Origin of the sequence: Oleiharenicola lentus (assembly GCF_004118375.1) — a bacterium.
GTDB classification, from domain to species: domain Bacteria; phylum Verrucomicrobiota; class Verrucomicrobiia; order Opitutales; family Opitutaceae; genus Lacunisphaera; species Lacunisphaera lenta.
The window spans coordinates 2,670,691-2,686,489 of sequence record NZ_SDHX01000001.1 but is presented as its reverse complement, the minus strand read 5'-3'; the positions used below and the strand labels follow the sequence as shown (position 1 = coordinate 2,686,489).

Below are 15,799 nucleotides of genomic sequence, written 5' to 3'. Positions count from 1 at the left end.
GGTCAAAGGACCCGGACGGCCGGAGTGCGAGTGGAGTCGTGGCGGAGGGGATTGCGGAGCGGCCGCGTGAAAGGGGCGGCGGCGATCTCGAACACGTCGCCGTCCTGGGCCTGCACGCCGGCCGCGAAGCTCAGGAGCGAGGTGCCAAAGAAATGGCAATGCACGTCACCGGGTCGGCGGAAGCCGGCATATTTGAAATGGTGGTGCTCGAGGCCGGCCAGTCGGTAGCTCATGTTGTCCTCGCCGGTGTGGAAAGCGCCGGACCAGACCTCGACACCGCTACGGAGCAGGCGGGCGTTGCCGGTGATCGAAGCGGGCAGTTCTCCGATCAACAGTTCGGGACCGAAAGAGGAGGTGCGCAGCTTGGAGTGCGCGAGGTAGAGGTAGTTCTTCCGTTCCATCACGTGGTCGGAAAATTCGTTGCCGAGAGCGTACCCGACGCGGCAGGGCGTGCCATCAACGTCAATGAGGTAGAGGCCGACAATCTCGGCCTCTTCGCCGCCGTCTTCGGCGAACGCCGGTCGCACGAGGGGTCCGCCGGGCGGCACAAGCCAGGAGCCGTCGCCCTTGTAGAACCACTCGGGTTGCACCGGCGGCGAACCGTCGGCGGGTTTGCCACCCTCGACGCCCCAGCGGAAGATCCGCATCGAGTCGGTGAGCGTGGACTCGGCGCCGGCGATCTTTGCGTGCATGGCATCGCGGGTCTGGGCGCTGCCGAGGTGGGTGAGCCCGGTGCCGGTGACAGAACAGTGAGCGGGATCGGGATGATTGAACGGAAGCAGCACCCGTTGCTCCGCGAGCAGCTGGTCAAAATCGTGAGGGATTCCGCGTCCGGAGAGACCGATCAGGGCGCTCAGGCTCAAACCTCGCGCAAGCGCGGCCTGGGCGAGGGCGTAGGTGGTGGACCACTCGGGCAATTCGCGCACAGTGTCGCCCTCGACGAGGCCAACCCGCCGGGAGCCGGCTGGATCGAGGAATTGGATGAGGCGAATCATGATTTTTTGGTGTCGCGCTTGTGCCAGTCGTTTTTGAACAGGTTGAAATGAACGCGCTTCGTGGGATGCGCGGCGAGGAGCGCCTCGTCGACCTGCACGCCGAGCCCGGGACCGGCGGGAAGGGCGACGCAGCCGTCGCCGTCGGGTGCCAGGGCCGGCACGCCCGGGGCGGCCTGCATCACGTAGGACTCGTCGAAGTCGTTGAAGTTTTCCTGGATCATCGCGTTGGGGGTGCAGGCGTTGAAATGCAGGGCGGCAGCGGTGGAGACGGGGCCGCCGACGTTGTGCGGGGCGATGCGCATGTAGGCATACTCGGCCTGGGCCGCGATTTTCTTGGCGTTGGCGAGGCCGCCGAAGTGGGTGATGTCGGTCTGTAGAATGTCGGCAGCCTGGAGTTCGAACAACTCGCGCACGTCGCAGGGAGTGTGGATCCGCTCCCCGGTGGCGACGGGGATGCCGAGCGGCGCGATGGCGTCCATGACCTTCTTGAGGGCCTTCAGGTTCTCGGGCGGGACGGGTTCTTCGAACCAGGCGGGCTTGAGCGGGGCGAGATCGCGGGCCATCTCGATGGCCCCGATCGGGGTGAAGCGGCCGTGCATCTCGACGAGCAGGTCTATGTCGGGGCCGACGGCGTCGCGCACCGCCTCGACCAAGCGGATGGACAGGCGCTTTTCGGCGGAGGAAAAATCAAAGAACGAGTTTCCGAAGGGATCGAACTTGAGCGCGCGGTAGCCCTTGGCGACGGCGGCACGGGCAGCTTGGGCAAACGCGGCCGGCGTGCGTTCGACCCGATACCAACCATTGGCGTAAAGCTTGATGCGGTCGCGCACTGCGCCACCAAGCAGACGATAGACCGGCTGATTGAGCGCCTTGCCCTTGATGTCCCAGCAAGCGATCTCAAGGCAGGCGAGCGCCGACATGGCTACTTCTCCCGGGCGACCGAAGTCGCCCATCATCATCTCGTAAACGAGGCGTTCGGTTTCAAAAGGGTCGCGGCCGATGGCGTAGCGCGGTGCGGCCTCGCGCAGGTAGCCGATGACAGCCTCAGTCTTGTTGAGCGGGCGAACCTCGCCCCAACCGGTGAGGCCATCGTCGGTCTCTACCTTGACAAAGAGGAGTTCGCGCCAAGCGGTACCCAGGACTAGCGGAGTGACAGCGGTGATCTTCATAAGCGGAAAAAGGGGGACGGCGGAAAGCAGACGGGGGGCCGTGGGTTGATGTCAGGCGGCCCGGCCGCCTGAGGCGACCGGACACAAATTTTATCGTAATACAGAGGACGAGTGGAATTCAGCGGGGGCGGGGCATATGATTTTTCAGCCAGGCCTCGAGTTCCTGCACCGCGGAGACCTGGGCTTGGGTGCGGGCGGAGGCGAGGGCAGTCAAGATCGTGGCCCGGGCCGCCGCGTGTTCCCCTTTTCGATCCAAGGCATCAGCCAGAAGGACGGCCCCTGACGCACCGGGCAGGAATTCCAGCAGGGTTGAGTGGGGAAATTGACGTTCCGTGGGAAGCTCGAGCAAACGGTCCAGCAGTTGGCGCTGGTTGGGATGATCGCCCCGGGCCCCGGCCACGGCCAAGGACATCAGGAGGGAGTCAGGATGCTCCGGCCAAAGGGAGAGGGCGGTTTCCAGTTCTGCGGAGACCGCGGCGATACTGCCCGTGTCTTGGGCGAGGATGGCCAGATTGTAGCGGGCTTCCGCGTGGCATTCCCGGGTGAGTCGGTCAATATGCTCATCGTCGAAGACAGGGGCAACGGCGGCTTGTGCGAGGACCGCACGGGCCTTGGCCGCCTCTCCAGCCAAGGCCAAAAGCTTGCCCCGGCGCAGCAGCACGCGGGCATCACCGGCAAGATCGACCGGAGTGGTGTCGAGGAGACTGCGGGCGGTGGCCGCATTGCGAGCGGCAACCAGGAGGTCAGCCAGCGTGAGCCGGACGCGAAGGTTCCTGGGCTGGTCACGCAGGGCGTCCTGAAGCAGCGGACGCGCCTCCGCGATCCCGCCCTGGCGGGCGAGGAGGCGGGCGAGGTTCAGGCGGGTTTCGATGGCCTGAGGATCGGCCACCCGGGCCGCCTGATAGTGGCGCAGCGCAGCGGTGTGATCACCGCGCTGTTCGGCGAGCACGCCGAGATTGTTGACCGCCTTCGCCAGCGTGGGGTCCAGAGTGAGAGCACGGGTATAGGCTGCCTCGGCCTCGGCGTTGCGGTCCTGATAGTCGAGTGCGACCGCCAGATTATACCATGAGGTTGCCGTGGTAACGCCACTGGCCAAATCATAGCGGGCTTGGGCCTCGTCAAGAAGCAGGCGGTCCGACTGACGATCGAGCAGGAGCTGGATCGCGACTTCGCCCATTTCGTCGGCAGAGCGCCAACCGGCTTTTACGCGTTGCGGCGGGCGAGAGGGGTTGCGTGGGTTGCTGGCGGAATTGTCGTAGCTGTAGCGCATCACGATGCGGGATCCGGCCGGGAGGCGCAGCGGTTCAACCAAACGGTAGTCGCTCTGCCAGGCGAAATCCCAATCGGGGATACGAATAAGCCCCTGAGGGCGACCGTCGGGCAGCTCGGCGAACACCCGCAGATCCTTGCCGAGGTAGTGGGCGTGGGGATAGAGCCCGAAAACGCGGGCGGACGTGGGAAGGGTGAAAGTCTCCTCAATTTCGTGCGCCACAGCGCCGGCGGGAATATCCAGGTCGTATTCGCGCAATTGGATCACCGTGCTGGTAACGCTGGGAGACTCCTCGGTGAAATACAGGCCGATGCGCGGTCGGATGAATTCGCTTCGGCCGGTTGGAACGAGATGCAGTTGCAGGATCAGGTCAGTGCCGGGAGCGAGTTCCCAGGCGGTGCCCGGAAACACCTCGTAGGGGATTTGACCGGGCGTCCAACCGATGATATGTCCATTGGGATTGATGGCTTGGCCGAGATCCATCGAATCGAAACCTGGTCCGGGATCGGCGGCATCACGCGCGCGGGAGCCCGGTGTCGGGTCCAATGCGATGACGGCATGGTGAATCGCATTTCGCGATTCGGGGAGAAACTCCACAGTGCGGACGTAACGACGGCGATCGAGCGGCAGCGGCAGCACGAAGTTGCGGAAAACATCGGAGCCCGCGGCTCCGAGTTGATAGGCCTCGGTGGCTTGGAGCACGAGGTCGGGCTCGCCCAGAGTCCAGCCGTCGTGCGGCGGGGATGGGGGCTCGGGGGTGAGGGATAGGTCGCCGGAGGGTGCTCCAGTATCGGCCCAGGAGCGCAGGACGGCGAGTTCGGTTGCGGAGAGACCTCGCGAGCCTACCAGCGCCGGTCCGTAATTTGGCTCAGGTTTCCAGGGAGGCATGTAACGGTCGGCAGCCACGTCTGCCATAAGACGGGCACGGCGGCGTGCGGCCTCATAGCCGAGCAGGCTGAAGGGGGCACTGCCCTCCGGCCGGTGGCAAGCGACGCAGTGTTGGTTCAGGATGGGTGCGATTCCCGTCGCGTAATCGGTGCGCGGAACGGCCTTGCACGAACCCAGGCCGACAATCAGGAGGCCGAATATAATCCGAGGACGAGTCATTCAATGTAGCAGCCCACAGCACGGGTGGTGTGGAGTTCGAGGGGCGTGCCGTTGACGATAGCCTTGAGAACCTCGCGAAGATCGTCCTGGGTTGCGTTGGGACGGGACCGTCCAATGTCTTCGTGGCGGTTATCGATACGTCCGCGATAGACCAAACGCGGACTTTTACCGGCTTCTGCCGATATGCTGAATACAGCGACCTCGGGTGTTACAGTGGCTCCGGCCCGCCTGACCAGCGTATGTTCCGGATCCATCAGGGTTGGGAGCGTGTAGCCATAGTCCCATTGATGTTTTCGGATCGCGGCGGGCGTGGTGGCGGGGTCGGGATATACGGCGAAAAACCGCAGGGTTGGAGACGCGAACACCTTGACCAGATCATTCACCACCGGAGCGTAGCGGTTCGAAATCGGACAATCAGTGGCCATGAACAACAGAATCACCGTGCCGGCCGGGGCATGGTCGAGCGGATCAAAGGCGTGTCCCGTGAGATCGCGCGACGGGGTATCTGCGCCCGGAAGCCTGAGAATCAGGACGACCAGTACCAATAGTATCCACCGAAGGCCGGCGACAGGCGGCTTGGTGCGGGACCACAGAAAAGGTGGAACAGGGGAGATCATGCGGAAGAAGTGGGCAAGGAAAAGGCGCCCACTTGCGCGGGCGCCTCGACTGTTCATAACCCCATGGAACAGAAGATCACAGATCGAAGCCCATGCTGAGGATGAAAGTGCGACCCTCAAAAGGCTTGGCCCGGCGGACCGCGACGCCGCTGACGTTGATCAGTTTGTCGTAGAGGTCGGAATCGTCGAGCACGTTCCGGATGTTTAAGCCAATGTTGTAGCCCTTCACGCCCCAGAAGGAGTCGTTGAGCTTGCGACGGTAGTTGAAGCTGAGGTCCACCAAGTTCTCCTCCTTGCCATAGAAGGGATTCTCGATGTCGAGAGCACCGATACCGTTCACCAGCTTTTTGTTAAAGGAGAGCACGGGGGCGGCGCGGTGGCGGAAGGCACCGCCGACGCTCAGACCCTTGAGCCGTCCTTCGGAGAAGCGATACATCCAGTTGACGTTGTACCGATTCTCACGGACGAACTCGTTGGGGCGGCCATCCAGCGATTGAATGATATCCTTACCGTTGGCGCCGCGGATGACGACTTCATCATATCGCTGGGCGACGGTGCGTTGGTCGGAGTCACTGATCCAAGCTGTGTTCCAATTCCAAGTGTCAATGACGCCGTTGCTGTTGAGGTCGCGCGGATTGCTGATACCACCCTCCGGGAAGGTGAGGGCCTGATACTTCGGGATTTCCAAGTCGAGCCACTCCCACCAGGGCAGGCCGATGTCGCTTTCGGTCACATCCTGAGTGTTCATGTTGAAGCGCAGCTGGAAGTTTTTCGTGACCTGCCAGTCCATGCCCCATTCTTTGCCGCTTGCGACGCGGAAGCTTGCCACCCAATAGGGATCGCCGCTGCCGAGCGTATTGAATCCCTGGTTGTTCGTGTAGCCGGTGATCGGGGTGTTGCCACTGCCGTTGGCCAGAGTCATCACACGGTTAAGGATGCTGGAGAGATCAAATCGGAAGCGGTTGAACGGCACATTTCCGGCACGGGCGGGGCCATCCGAGTTCTCGAATTCGGTATAGCGGACGGAGAATTTTCCTTCCATCAGATCAAGGCGAATACTCTTGTCCTCGCCCTCGCCGGTAGCGCCCTTCACGCGGTTGCCGAAAGGATCAAGGTTGGAGACGTCGGGCTGGAAAGTGTTGGAGCGATTCCAGGCGACTGAGATGTCGGCGTTGAGCGGAAGGCGAACGAAGTCGCGCAAGGGGCGGGCCACGAAGCCGCGGGTGCGGGTCGTTCCGGACTGTTCGTTGGCGGAGTTGTACGGCGCAAAGGCGACATCTTGCAGCAGCGGCAGGAGTCCAGTACGGGTGTCTGCAACAAGGGCGCTTACCGGCACAGTGGGATTCGGGCGGAAGGGGTCGAGTTTGGTCACAGCACCCGTGGAATTGGCCGAGTCTTCGCGCCAGCCAAGCGTTGCGACTAGACGATTGTTCCAGAAGAAGCCCTGATAAGAGAGTTGCTTGGTATCGAACTTCGATTTGATAAACGAATTAGTGCGACCATTACCAAGGCGGCGACCCTCCGGATCGGTCAAACCTGTGTTCAACATATCCACCACATGAGTCTTGCCGTTGGCATCGACCAAATAACTTGGTCCAAACAAATCATAGTAAGATTTGGGTGAATAGTCACCGGCGGCCGTATCCAGATAGTAGCGCTGGTTGAAGATGCGCGAAGAGTTGTTGGCCCAGCCGTTAACCGTGGTGGCGGTAAAGGTATGCCCGGTGATGACGGGATCCACACCGTTCACTGGTATGATGCGCGGAAAGAACTCCTGTTGGCGGTTAGAAGATTCACGTGAAGAAATGAGAGCGGCGAGGCGCTGGCGGCCCAGGACATTGCGCCACCAGGAATGGTCTTTCTTGAGAAAGTCGAACTCGTAGGAGGCAGAGACGCGCCAGTCTTCGGACTCGCGCAGGGTCTGGGTGCGGAACGGGTCGCCCTGGATATACATTTTGCCCGCGTTGGGGTTGGCCGTGACGCCGTCAGCCATGAACTTGTTGGAGTCGAGATGGACCGTGTAGGCACCGATGTAGCCACCCATACCAACATTCCAGTCCTCAACAGACTCCTTCGAAGCGGCGGCCTCGATGAAGAGGTTGTCGCCGATTTGCTGGGTGATGAAAATATTGTAGATGTCAGCGTCGAATTTCTGGCCTTTGGCCGCGCCGGCGATGTCAACGTCCACAGGGATGTAAGTGCCATCAAGGAAGGTGTAGCCGTCAGCCTCATTGTTGAGCGGATCAACACCCGGCAGATCCTTGGGGGACTTGATCTGAACGGTGTTGTTGAAGTCGTAAGCTTTGCCGGCCATCGAGCCTGCCGTGGCGCCGTGCACGAAGACGACGTTGTTGTTGTGGCGCTCCCAGATGGTATTGTTTATCACGGCATTGTTCCAGGTGGCACCGGCGGCTGGATTGTGAAAGATCGGATTGTTCACCCCGTGCGTATAGCTGGTGATACTTCCGGCTTTGCTCCAAGCACTGACCTTGTCGAAAGGCAGAAGGAGCTGCGGCCGAATATTCTGAACCTTCACCTTTTCAGCGTGGAGCGAGATGGTGGTCTTTTTAAACGGCCGCAGCATCAGGGCTCCATAATAGCGCTCGTGATCATATCCGGCGGGTTCGTATTCGTAATTCTTCTTTTCGGTCACGTGAGAAACGCGAAGGGCAATCTTATCCTTGATGATATCCTGATTCACGTCGAAGGCGTAACGCTGGGACTTGTTCGAGTCGAACTGCAGGTCAACGCGGGCGAAGTCGCGGAACTGCGCCCGTTTCAGGGTCGAGTCAATCGTGCCGGCCGGACTGCCGGAACCGAACAGCAGGTTGTTCGGACCGGAAGCGATTGTTACGCGGTCAAGGTTGTAATTGTCGGAGGGAATGAAACTCTCGAAGAATTCGCGGGAGTTGGTCGCGTCGCGCAGACCGCGGACGCGGGTGGGCGGAGGGAAACCGGTGCCGAAACCTGCGCCAGGCCCTAGTTCCAGATTGTCGCCCGCGCCTTCGACATTGGTCGTGTAGATGGCAGCATCGGCGGCAGAGGTCAGAGCAAAGTCGTTCATGAACTCCATCGTCAGCACTTCGACAGGGGCGGCGATGTCCTTGAGTTCAGTCTTCAGGCGGGAGCCGGCGAGCGACTTGGTGGCTACCCAGCCCTCTTCTTCGGTGGCTGTCACCGTAAAGGGCGAAAGTTCGAGAACGGATTCCTCCTTCTCGGCAGCAGCCTTGGCGGCTTCCGGGGTTAGCTTGGAGGCTTCTTCAGATTGCCCAGCCGCGGGGGCGGGGGCGGTTTGGGCGATCAGGCTGGCCGACTGAGCCAGCAGTGCGAGTGCCGCCAATAAGGCGACGGGATACGCACGACGACGATTATGCTTCAGGTGCATGCTAGTATTCGGGGCTAGGGTTGGGGGCGTGGCGGCACAACACCGAGAGGTGCCGTGGGCTTTGGGGTCGCCGGGACTTTACCTGTGTGCGCATCTTCAAAAAGCATTGGCCTGAATGACCGTAATACATGTCGCAACCCGGATCTGTGGCCGGTTGATGGCGGTTTGGCGATCGTGTGCAGACGATCGCGCTGGTTGCGCATGGCTTGAACCGCTATCATGGCCAGCGAATGAGGTGGACAGTAGGACCGTAACCTATTCGCTTGGCCAACCGTCTGCGACGCGATGACAACCCCGCCCAAAGTTCCTGTGACCATGACCATGCTCGCCGAGCAATCGGGAGTTTCAAAAAACACGGTTTCACTGGCGCTTAAGAATGACCGCCGTATTTCTGTGGAAACACGGCGGCGGGTGCAGCAGTTGGCGGAGAAGCTGGGCTATCAACGCAATCCTGTGTTGTCCCATCTCATGGCCGAATTGCGAAAGACCAAGGTGCCCAAGTTTCGGTATACGATCGCGCTGTTAAACGCCCACCCCGATTCCCTGGCGATGAAGCGCCACCCCACGATTGCCGCCTGGCTGACCGGTTGTCGCCGCCGGGGTGAATCGCAAGGTTATCACTTCGACACCTTTTGGCTGCATGATCCCGAGATCAACGGTGCGCGCTTGGCTCGTATTCTGCGTTCCCGCGGCATCCGGGGCGCGATTGTTGTGGGGTTGTTCAATCAGAACCGGCTGCCTCCGCAGTTTGACAGCCTGTGGCCGCAAATCGCCTGTGTCGTGACCGGCGTGCGAACGCATGAACCAACCTTGTCCTTCTGCTGCGTTGATCACCATGCCTTGATGCTGGAGGCGGTCAAACAGGTGCTCGCCTTGGGCTACAAGCGCCCCGCCCTTGTTCTCAGCCATACGGTGGACCATCTGGTCGAGGGAAGGTTTTCCGCCGGTATGTGGTTCGGACAGCAGGCACTGCCGACGGCTCAACGGGTGCCTACCTTCGACAAGGCCGACGGTTCCGATAGCTGTTTCCAGCGGTTCAAAAAGTGGCTGGAGAGACACAAGCCAGACGTGATTCTTACCCTGCACCGCGACATCAAAATCTGGCTGGAAGACCTGGGTTATAAGATTCCGCGGGATATCGGGTTGGTTGACCTTGAGCACAACCCATCAGCGCAGGAGTGGGCCGCCATGGAGCAGCGCAACGATCTGTCCGGCGAGGCGGCCGTGGATATGCTCATTTCGATGCTATACAACAATGAGAGCGGAATCCCGGAATCGCCGCGCGCCACCTTGGGCAGTTCTCATTGGGTTCCGGGTGTGACGGTCAGGAAACAGCGGTAAGTCACGCGGTCACCACGCGGTCACATCCACACCCATCTCCCGGAACTGTGCCGCAGCCACAAGGAAGTGGGCGCTGATCCAGTAGACGTTCCACTGCTCGACGTAGTCGCCTCGCACTCCGGTGAGATGGTCGTAGTCATAATGCTGGGCATAGTTTGTTTGGTGAATCTGCTCTCCCTGTCCGCCGCGGGGATCGAGTAGCTGCCCACAGGCGACATAGAGCAGCCGGGCCACGCGCTGATACTCTTCCCGCCCGGTGAGCTTGCCCAGGCGCCAGAAGGCAGGCGCGCAGAGCACGCCATAAACGTCGAGGTGCATGTTCTGCACCGACACCGCCGTCCACCCGCGCGTTTTGAATCCATGGTCGGCCAAGCGCCCGGGCGGCAGTGGGACGTCCCAGACATACATGTAACTCAGCACCACATCGGCGGCATGAGTCGCGGCTTCCAGGTAACGGGCCTCGCGCGTGACTTCATGCATCGCGAGGAATCCCTGGAAGGCGGCCCAGGCCCCCTCCTTGTCCTCGCAGCGCGCATCGAGCGTTCCGCCCCAATACGGTTCGGCCATGTCTTGGTGACGGTCGATGTAGTGTTCAGCCGCCTTGCGTGCCGCGTCGAGGTATCGGGGCTCGGCCAAGATTGTTGAGGCATGGACCAGTGGAGCGATGAGGAATCCTTCGTTGGTCGAGATGGGACGCCAAGCCGGAGCAAGCACACGTGCTGCGTGCAGATCAGCCGCGCGGCGGAGAAAGGTTTCCCAGCGTGAAACATCAAGCCCCGGTTTGCCGCGCGCCACGCGAAGGGCATGCAGCATATTCTCCATGGCCTGGGCCTGAGACAGCGGGTTGGTGCGATCGAGCCACGCGCCCGTGTCCAAGTTGAACCGAACAGGAAAACCGTTCGGCCCGAAGGGTGCGCTGGCAATGAAATCCAGCCCGCTCTGCACATAGCGCTTCGCCTCCCTTAAATCGAAGACATCGCCGAGCACGAGGAAGGGATACGCGAATGCTTCGGATTGACCTGCCCAGCCGAGATCAATCCAGCGACGGTGCTCCGGAAAAGCCTGAATGCCTATCGCGTGCGGAGTTTCACGCCAGCGGGCCAGGGTATCGGCAAACTTTCTCTCAAGAACATCGCGAACTGGCGGGAATCCGTCGGGATTCAGCGCTGCGTTGAGGCGGACCGCGGTATGCATGGGCCCGCGGAAGCCGTGACCGGGGCGGGGCACTGGTGCGGTCTCGACGAGGAATTTCTTTTCCACGATGGCCCCGGGCGGCAGCGTGCACCAAGCCTCCGGGTAGGCGAACCAGCGACGCTGATGACCCTTAAGAATACCGGTGCGCCCGTTGCTGGCTACTGCACCGGAATGCAGCGCGAGCTCGACGCCGTCAGCAGTGTAATCAACACCAAGCGACCACCACTGGTCGGGCTGGCAGCCGAAGCGGACCGGGCTGGGGGTGCTGTGCAGAGCGACCACGGTCGGGCCCGAAGCAGTGTCGCCTTCGGCGGCGGCGAAAGGCAGGGGAAAACGATGTTCCTCATAAAAGCCCCGACGCAAGGGACGGGCGGCCGCGATCACCGGAATCGGGGCGGGGTCCACGGATTGTCCCGCAGGATTGTCGTAGTAGCTGATGCCGGGCAGAAACGGTTTTGCCGAGCCGGCCAAACCGGTCCTGATGCGGACGGAGAGCGAAACGCGGGCCAGCGGTTCCGATGCGGTCCACTGCCAGCGGCGATGAACCTCGACCAGACCGTCGCGCACCGTGCGCTCGCTGTCCCGGACGACCAGTTTGCCTCCCGGTAGCACAAATTCGCCGTGGTGCTGGGTCCACTCTCCGGACTGCTCGCTTCGGACAGGGGCAAGGTGCTGCCAGTTTACCGGCCATCCGTCGGCCCAACCGGTGGCGATGGACCAACGGCCCTCGGGAGGGACCCAATCGGCCGAGGCCAGCCGGGTAGCGAAAAGCAATGCAACCAGCCACAGACTGGCGATGCGAAGGCGGGGAGGGCGGGGCATGCGGCGGGCATCTGAAACGGATTGCCGAGGTGCGACAACGCCGCGCCTGCGTGACCGTAAGCACCGGCTCAGGGCCGGCTTTTCGGGCGGGGTGAGTCTGGCGCGCTGACGTCGCTTTCGATCACTTGGATGTCGCCCATCTTCACCTCGACCTTGCGCCGCAGAGTGTCGTCCACGAAAACCGGCCGGGCCTCGTTGCGGCCGAAGTAAGGTGCGGCGCTGGCCAGCATCACGCCCATGGATTCCGCCAGGGTGGTGCGGCGGGCGGCGATGCTGATGCGGGTGCGCCAGACGAGCTTTTTCTCTCGCCGGAGCAGGGCCTTGGCGTCGAGGGCGGCGACAAAGATATAGAAGCGCTCGGAAAGCAATGCGTCGTTCAAGTCTCCCGCAACTGCCGACGACATAAGGCGCTGGCCGGCCTTGTTGATGCCCACCAGGCGCGCCATCTCGCGGCCGTTGAAGTCCACGAGTCGGTTCGAGTCTGTGCCCGTTTCGCTATCGACCTCAATCTGCTCGAAAGTGTCGAGATTCGCGGTGCCCCAGGTGTAGAAAATGACGATCGCCGGCATTGGCCCGCCCACCTTGGTCTCGATAAAGTGCGCCCGCGCCAGCGCGCCGACCAGAAGCCGGCGCATTTCTTCGGCCGGCGTCGGGGGCAAACCGCCGACGGATGCACCGATGTCCTGCTCGAGTCCGCCCAGGAAAACAAAGGGCACCGGTTGCTCGGCTGTCGGGACCGGCAAGGTTTCAGGCGGGGCCAACATATCCGCCACGACCAGAACCTCGGGTCCGGCCGCTGGAGCCGATACGACCCAAGGCAGAAAAAGGAAACAACAGGCGACTCGTTTCATGGGCCGACCTTTCAACCATCGCGTCCTCCGAGGGACGGCGCCCAGGTCTCCGGCCAGAGCGTGCGGAATCGTTGCAACACTTCATGGTGGACCGGGCTGGGGGCCAAATTGTGCCATTCATGCGGGTCCACGGTATGGTCGTAGAGTTCCTCGGTGTCGTCGGGATAACGGATGTAGCGCCAGCGCTCGTCACGCCAGGCCGCGGAGCGGTCGCGGTGTGCCGTGAAAGCCGGGTAGGGCCAGGCTGAGGACGGGTCCTCCAGCAGCGGAGCAAGAGTGCGCCCGTCGTAGGCATGTCCGGGCGCAGGGAGTTCACAAAGCTGCGCCAGGGTTGGGAGCACATCGATCAGTCCGATCACACGGGGGCTGATCTGGCCGGCGTGCCGGCCTCCCGGCAGGCGCACGGCGAGCGGCGTGCGGGCCGACGCCTCCCACAGCGTGGACTTCTCGAAGTGGTCTTTCTCGCCGAGGTGATAACCGTTGTCGGTGGTCACGATGACGAGGGTGTTGGCGTAATCGGCGCGCTGGCGCAAACCATCGAGAACCTCTCCGATGGCCCAGTCGGCAAAGCTCGTGCAGGCGAGGTAGCCGTGCAGGATGCGTCGCCAAGCCTCAGGGTGATCGACACCGGAAGTGGTCCAGCGCTGGCCCCAGACGCCGGCGAGACGTTGTCCCTCGGGCGGAACGTCGTCGAGGTCGCCGTGCCGCCACCCGGCGGGTGGCAGGCGGAGCCTGGCGGGATCGTAGAGATCGAAAAAGCGTTTCGGGGCGGTGAATGGCGTATGAGGGCGCCACAGGCCGACGAACATGAAGAAGGGTTTGCCATCCTCGTGACGGGCGAGGAATTCACGCGCCTGGGTGAGGGTGCGCACGTCGGGGAAGTCGGAGTCGGGTCCGGTCCAGGACGTGGCGCCCCACCACTGGCCGTCGATCTGGTCGGCGGGCAGGACGTGCGGGCCGAACCCGCCGTTGGCACCTGCATCCACGGTCCAGGCGGCCGAGCGGCGAGCCTCGGTGATCTTGGCATGAAACACCTTGCCGCCGCCCCAGGTTGCATAGCCGCGCCGGCGGAAAAGTTCGGGCATGGACTCATAACGGTCGAACCCCGGTTTGTCCCAAGGATCGCTGCCATTGAGATAGGCGCCGGTGCGATGGGGGTTGAGTCCCGTGAAGAACGCAGCGCGCGAAGGCACGCAGGCCGGGGCGGGGCAGTAGGTCCGGGGAAAGGTCAGGGCTTCCCGGCGGAAGGCGTCGAGCCGCGGCGTCAGGGCGTCGGGATGAGCCCCGAGAAACCCGTAGTCGTTCATGTCGTCGGCCATGATGATGACGACGTTGGGCGGACGGTTGGCAGCGAACAGTGCCATCGCCGCGGGGAAAAACGAAAGGATGAGAAGTGCGAGCAGGCGCATTAGCGTTAGGGAGCGGATTGGGCGGAGCGCTCGCGGCGACGCTGCTCGCGCCGGGCTTCCGCGCCGGCTTCACCGGTTTTGGGTTCGCCGCCGAATACGCGCGAGCCTTCTTCAGGGGTGCGATTGACCTGCGGAAAGTGGGCGGCGAGTTCGGCCTTGATCCGGGCAAGATCGAGATCCTTGGCCCGGTCGGCGTTCAACGGGGAGAGCAGGTTGTGCCATTCGTAGGGATCGACGGAGTGGTCGTAGAGCTCTTCGTTGCCATTGTTCCAACGCAGATATCGCCAGCGGTCGGTGCGCACGCTGTGGTTGTTGAACTGCCAGGTCGTGAGCGCCGGGGTGCCATCCCAGGCGGACGCCGGGTCGTGAAGGTAGCGGGTGATTGACGCGCCCTCGACGTGAGCGGGGCGAGCAAGGCCGGCCAACTCGACGAGGGTAGGATATAGGCTCATCGTGTCCACCGGCTGCGCGGCGCGGCCGCCGCGCGATATGCCCGGTCCGGCCCAGATGTAGGGCATGCGCGTGGCCTCCTCCCACAGGCCGGTCTTGCGCCACTTCTGCTTCTCGCCGAGATGCCAGCCATGGTCGCCGAGAACGACGACGATGGTTTTGTCCCGATGCGGACTCTTGTCCAAGGCGTCGAGCACGCGCCCGATCTGCACGTCGGCATAGGTGATGCAGGCGAGATAGGCGCGGATTGCTTTCTTCCACGATCCTTCCGCCAGGATCTTCAGGTGCTCCTCGGATGCCTTGCCGCCCGGTACGTCCTCGAGGTCATCCTGCCGGTAGGGTGGAAGCTCGATGGTTTCCTCGAGGTAGAGATCGAAGTATTTCTGCGGAACATGCCACGGCAGGTGGGGACGGAATATCCCGCAGGCAATGAAGAACGGTCCGTCGCGTGGCTCCGCGAGGGCTGAGATCGCGGCACTGGCGGTCCAGTAGTCCCCGACGCTGTCGTCGCCGCCACTTAGTTCCGCGATGGAAAGATCGCCGGCCGTGTAGCGCAGAGTGGGCACGGAGGCATCGCTGCGTGCGGTGCGGGCGGAGGAATTTTCATTTTGGGCGAGAGAATCATCGCCGCGCGGATTCTGCGGGTAGTCATCCCAGTCGCCCGGCCGGATATGCCGGGCGGTGTGGAAGAGTTTGCCTACGCCGAAAGTGTAGTATCCCTGTCGGCGGAGAAAGCCCGGCAGTGCGTAGCCATCGCCGATCACCGTGCGCCAGTCGGTGGCATTGCCATACACGCCCGAGGTCGAGGGCCGTAGGCCGGTGAGAAAGGCAGCGCGGCTGGGATTGCAGACGGAGGAAGCGGTGTGGGCGTTCGTGAACGTGACGCCTCGGGCGGCAAGACGGTCGAGATTCGGGGTAATGACCTGCGGGTTGCGGCCGAGGTGGTTGACCCAGTGGTTCAGATCATCGACGGCGATGACCAGAATATTGGGCCGGTCGGCGGCGGACAAAAATGGGGCAAGGGCAAACAGAAGTACCAAGCACGCGTGGGTGAATTTCATCGGTAGTGGAGGTGGTTCCAAAACGCTGGGGGACGTTGTGAAACTAAGGGAAAAGCAGGACTGGATTGGCGATTCGTGCTCACTTGCCTTTGGCCTGAGGGATACTGCACGGTATCAGCGCGCGGGAG

The 15,799-nt window shown here is 62.4% G+C and carries 10 protein-coding genes; 1 reads left to right on the top strand and 9 read right to left on the bottom strand.

What is annotated here, in order from left to right; translation table 11 throughout:
• Positions 1 to 2 precede the first annotated feature (2 nt).
• The 5 genes from araD1 to ESB00_RS11010 all read right to left on the bottom strand — a co-directional run bounded on the left by araD1 (position 3) and on the right by ESB00_RS11010 (position 8,543).
• Entirely contained in the window at positions 3 to 992 is a 990-nt protein-coding gene (gene araD1, locus ESB00_RS11030; RefSeq protein ID WP_129048340.1) for an AraD1 family protein, read from the bottom strand.
• A complete protein-coding gene (locus ESB00_RS11025) occupies positions 992 to 2,164 on the bottom strand; it encodes a mandelate racemase/muconate lactonizing enzyme family protein (RefSeq protein ID WP_129047742.1) in 1,173 nt (390 codons plus the stop codon). The genes araD1 and ESB00_RS11025 overlap by 1 nt, the downstream gene beginning before the upstream one ends.
• A gap of 118 nt (positions 2,165 to 2,282) precedes the next feature.
• Positions 2,283 to 4,073: a tetratricopeptide repeat protein gene (locus ESB00_RS11020; protein WP_164976158.1), complete on the bottom strand. Its 1,791-nt coding sequence runs from the start codon at positions 4,071 to 4,073 to the stop codon at positions 2,283 to 2,285.
• A gap of 464 nt (positions 4,074 to 4,537) precedes the next feature.
• Positions 4,538 to 5,158 (bottom strand): redoxin domain-containing protein, encoded by a 621-nt coding sequence (locus ESB00_RS11015; protein WP_164976157.1) that lies wholly within the window; start codon positions 5,156 to 5,158, stop codon positions 4,538 to 4,540.
• Positions 5,159 to 5,234: 76 nt separating this feature from the next.
• Positions 5,235 to 8,543: a hypothetical protein gene (locus tag ESB00_RS11010; protein WP_129047739.1), complete on the bottom strand. Its 3,309-nt coding sequence runs from the start codon at positions 8,541 to 8,543 to the stop codon at positions 5,235 to 5,237.
• Between the two features lie 315 nt (positions 8,544 to 8,858).
• Here ESB00_RS11010 and ESB00_RS11005 point away from each other — a divergent pair, with 315 nt between their 5' ends.
• Complete coding sequence (locus tag ESB00_RS11005) at positions 8,859 to 9,884, top strand: LacI family DNA-binding transcriptional regulator (RefSeq protein WP_129047738.1); 1,026 nt, start codon at positions 8,859 to 8,861, stop codon at positions 9,882 to 9,884.
• A 9-nt stretch (positions 9,885 to 9,893) separates the two neighbouring features.
• Here ESB00_RS11005 and ESB00_RS11000 read toward each other — a convergent pair whose 3' ends face one another.
• The 4 genes from ESB00_RS11000 to ESB00_RS10985 form a co-directional block, all read right to left on the bottom strand.
• Positions 9,894 to 11,900 carry a YyaL domain-containing protein gene (locus ESB00_RS11000; RefSeq protein WP_129047737.1) on the bottom strand — a complete coding sequence of 669 codons (2,007 nt, stop codon included), beginning with the start codon at positions 11,898 to 11,900 and terminating at the stop codon, positions 9,894 to 9,896.
• 68 nt (positions 11,901 to 11,968) lie between these two features.
• Positions 11,969 to 12,664: a hypothetical protein gene (locus ESB00_RS10995; protein ID WP_218938732.1), complete on the bottom strand. Its 696-nt coding sequence runs from the start codon at positions 12,662 to 12,664 to the stop codon at positions 11,969 to 11,971.
• A 98-nt stretch (positions 12,665 to 12,762) separates the two neighbouring features.
• Positions 12,763 to 14,115 carry a sulfatase gene (locus ESB00_RS10990; RefSeq protein ID WP_164976155.1) on the bottom strand — a complete coding sequence of 451 codons (1,353 nt, stop codon included), beginning with the start codon at positions 14,113 to 14,115 and terminating at the stop codon, positions 12,763 to 12,765.
• A 50-nt stretch (positions 14,116 to 14,165) separates the two neighbouring features.
• The gene (locus ESB00_RS10985; RefSeq protein WP_129047734.1) at positions 14,166 to 15,671 is read right to left on the bottom strand and encodes a sulfatase; all 1,506 of its coding nucleotides are present in this window, start codon (positions 15,669 to 15,671) and stop codon (positions 14,166 to 14,168) included.
• Positions 15,672 to 15,799: the final 128 nt, after the last annotated feature.

Excerpts from the sequence above, each read along its gene's own strand:
- ESB00_RS11025 (WP_129047742.1), bottom strand. The coding sequence starts at position 2,164 with ATGAAGATCACCGCTGTCACTCCGCTAGTCCTGGGTACCGCTTGGCGC.
- ESB00_RS11015 (WP_164976157.1), bottom strand. The coding sequence starts at position 5,158 with ATGATCTCCCCTGTTCCACCTTTTCTGTGGTCCCGCACCAAGCCGCCT.
- ESB00_RS11010 (WP_129047739.1), bottom strand. The coding sequence starts at position 8,543 with ATGCACCTGAAGCATAATCGTCGTCGTGCGTATCCCGTCGCCTTATTG.
- ESB00_RS11005 (WP_129047738.1), top strand. The coding sequence starts at position 8,859 with ATGACCATGCTCGCCGAGCAATCGGGAGTTTCAAAAAACACGGTTTCA.
- ESB00_RS11000 (WP_129047737.1), bottom strand. The coding sequence starts at position 11,900 with ATGCCCCGCCCTCCCCGCCTTCGCATCGCCAGTCTGTGGCTGGTTGCA.
- ESB00_RS10995 (WP_218938732.1), bottom strand. The coding sequence starts at position 12,664 with ATGTTGGCCCCGCCTGAAACCTTGCCGGTCCCGACAGCCGAGCAACCG.
- ESB00_RS10990 (WP_164976155.1), bottom strand. The coding sequence starts at position 14,115 with ATGGCACTGTTCGCTGCCAACCGTCCGCCCAACGTCGTCATCATCATG.
- ESB00_RS10985 (WP_129047734.1), bottom strand. The coding sequence starts at position 15,671 with ATGAAATTCACCCACGCGTGCTTGGTACTTCTGTTTGCCCTTGCCCCA.